The sequence below is a fragment of the uncultured Phenylobacterium sp. genome, from assembly GCF_902826855.1.
Taxonomy (GTDB): domain Bacteria; phylum Pseudomonadota; class Alphaproteobacteria; order Caulobacterales; family Caulobacteraceae; genus Phenylobacterium.
Window position 1 is genome coordinate 1 of record NZ_CADEGK010000360.1, and the last position, 2,005, is coordinate 2,005.

At 69.9% G+C, this 2,005-nt stretch carries 3 protein-coding genes; 1 reads left to right on the forward strand and 2 read right to left on the reverse strand.

Annotated features, from left to right (window positions below):
* The first annotated feature begins 108 nt into the window (after nt 1-108).
* Nucleotides 109-561, forward strand: coding sequence for a ribonuclease H (locus QZV94_RS24725; protein ID WP_293683083.1), 453 nt, complete (start codon nt 109-111; stop codon nt 559-561).
* Here the strand turns inward: QZV94_RS24725 and QZV94_RS24730 are convergent.
* Together QZV94_RS24730 and QZV94_RS24735 are read right to left on the reverse strand one after the other, a co-directional pair.
* Nucleotides 558-1,373, reverse strand: coding sequence for an arylamine N-acetyltransferase (locus tag QZV94_RS24730; RefSeq protein WP_293683085.1), 816 nt, complete (start codon nt 1,371-1,373; stop codon nt 558-560). The two genes, QZV94_RS24725 and QZV94_RS24730, sit on opposite strands and share 4 nt — an antisense overlap.
* Before the next feature lie 2 nt (nt 1,374-1,375).
* The coding region (locus QZV94_RS24735) for an LLM class flavin-dependent oxidoreductase (RefSeq protein WP_367255345.1) at nt 1,376-2,005 on the reverse strand (630 nt) is incomplete at its 5' end.

Below are 2,005 nucleotides of genomic sequence, written 5' to 3' on the forward strand. Positions count from 1 at the left end.
GGATCCGGAGGGCGAGACCAGCCACGTGCTGATGACCAACACCTCCACCGAGGGCATGAGCGGCCGCCTTTCCCAGGAGCTGATGGCCGCCGTGGTCCAGGGCTGACCTTGAAGATCTGGATCGCCGCCACCCAAGACCCGGCGCACAAGAACGGCGGCTGGGCGCTCGTGCGGGCCAACGGCGAGGTAACGGGCGCGGCCGGCGGCGAGCGTCAGACCACGCGGGCGCGTATGGCCCTGGCTGCGCTGGCCGCGGCCATCAAGGACCTGCCGCCCGGCATCGGCCCTGCCGTCGTGGCGCCCCGGCCGGATGCGCTCGTGCTGCACACCCTGGTGAAGCCGCCGCCGGAGCCCGTCACGGAGGATCTCGACCTTCGCGCGGCGCTGGCCGCGGCGCTGGCGGGCCGCCCCTGGATCCTTGCCATTGCCGACCCGAAAGTCGTGGCGCCGCTCACCTTCGCGGCTGCCTGGGCGGACCGCGCCGCGGACAAGGCCAAAACGCTGGGGCCGTTCACCGCCGCCATCCCAAAGGTGAACCTCGGCAAGCTGGGCCGCCTTTAGGCAGGCTGCGCCGGAAACAGCTCATCGTGGCGGGCGCAGATGCGGTCCCAGATGGTGGCGGCCTCGGGCACGTCCAGCTCGAACTCCCGCTTCAGCAGCGCCACGAAGTCCGGGGCGCTGTCGATCAGGCTGTTTTCCTGCGATCCCGGGGTCAGGCGGCGGAAGGCGCGTCCGCGCAGGAGACGGATTTCGTCGCCCAGGTGTCGCTGCGCAATGGCTGTCATCACGAAGATCGAGGTGGGGGCGGTCTGGAGGACGCCGCACATCTCGGCGAGCCGCGCGGGGTCGGCCGGCTCCAGCGTGAAGTCGAAGCTGGGCGCGCCGCCGTCGGGGTGGTTGTTCAGCCGCCACCAGTCCGCGTCGAGGCGCTCGAGGCGGTAGACGAAGCCGTCGCAGGTGAACGGGCCTTCGCGCAGAGGATAGGGATCGCGGGGCCCGTCGCCGAAGCCGACATCGGCGATCCAGGGCTCGCCGTCCACCTCTACCAGCAACACCAGGTGGTTACCGACCATCTCGTCGCCGCGGACGGCCCTGTGCACGCCGCCGGCGAGGTGGGTGACCTTGAAACCCACCTCCTCCAGGACAGCGCCCAGGAGGCCGTTCATCTCGTAGCACCAGCCGCCGCGCCGGCCGTGGACGATCTTGGCGAAAGCAGCGGCGGGATCGATCGTCACCGGCCGCCCCAGCTGGACGTCCAGGTTCTCGTATGAGATCGCCAGCGAATGGCGCCGATGCAGGGCGCGCAGGGTTGCAAGGTCGGCCTTGGGCGCCCCCTTGAACCCGATGCGGTCGAAGTAGGCCTGGATGTCCACGGCTATTCCGCGGGGTCCTTCGCCGGCTCCGGGGCCGCGCCTCCCAGCATCGCGGTGAACGCTGGGCTGATGTCGGCCGTGCCCTTCTCGGCGATGTGCTGGGCGATGCGGGCGCCCATGGCGGCCATCACCTGGCCGGTGAACTCCGCTTTGTTGGAGCCGACCCAGTCCATGGAGGCCTGGCGGCTGTCGTTCAACTGCTGGAACCTCGGCGCGACGTAGCGGGCGAAGAGCTCGTAGGAGCGCTTCTTGGCCTCCCAGGGCGCCCAGTTGTGATCCATCAGCAGGAACGCGCCGAAGCCGCCGCTTTCGTCGACCAGTTGCTGGATGCGGGCCGCTGCGTCGTCGGGCGTGCCGATGATGGCCATGCCGCCCTCGGTCATCGCCTTGATGGGATCGTCGCCCTCGGGGACGACCGGCAGGTTGGCGATCTCGCGGAAGTAATAGATCCACTTCTCCAGCCCGAACTTCGCCTCCTCCAGCGCCTGCTCCCGCGTGGGCGCGATGTGCATGGGTCCCACGAGGCGCCACTTGCTGCGGTCCATGGTCTTGCCGTGGTCGGCGGCCATGTCCGTGGGGATGTGCCAGTTGGAGGCCAGCGCGTTGAACCCGGCCGCGGACGTGGCCCCGAT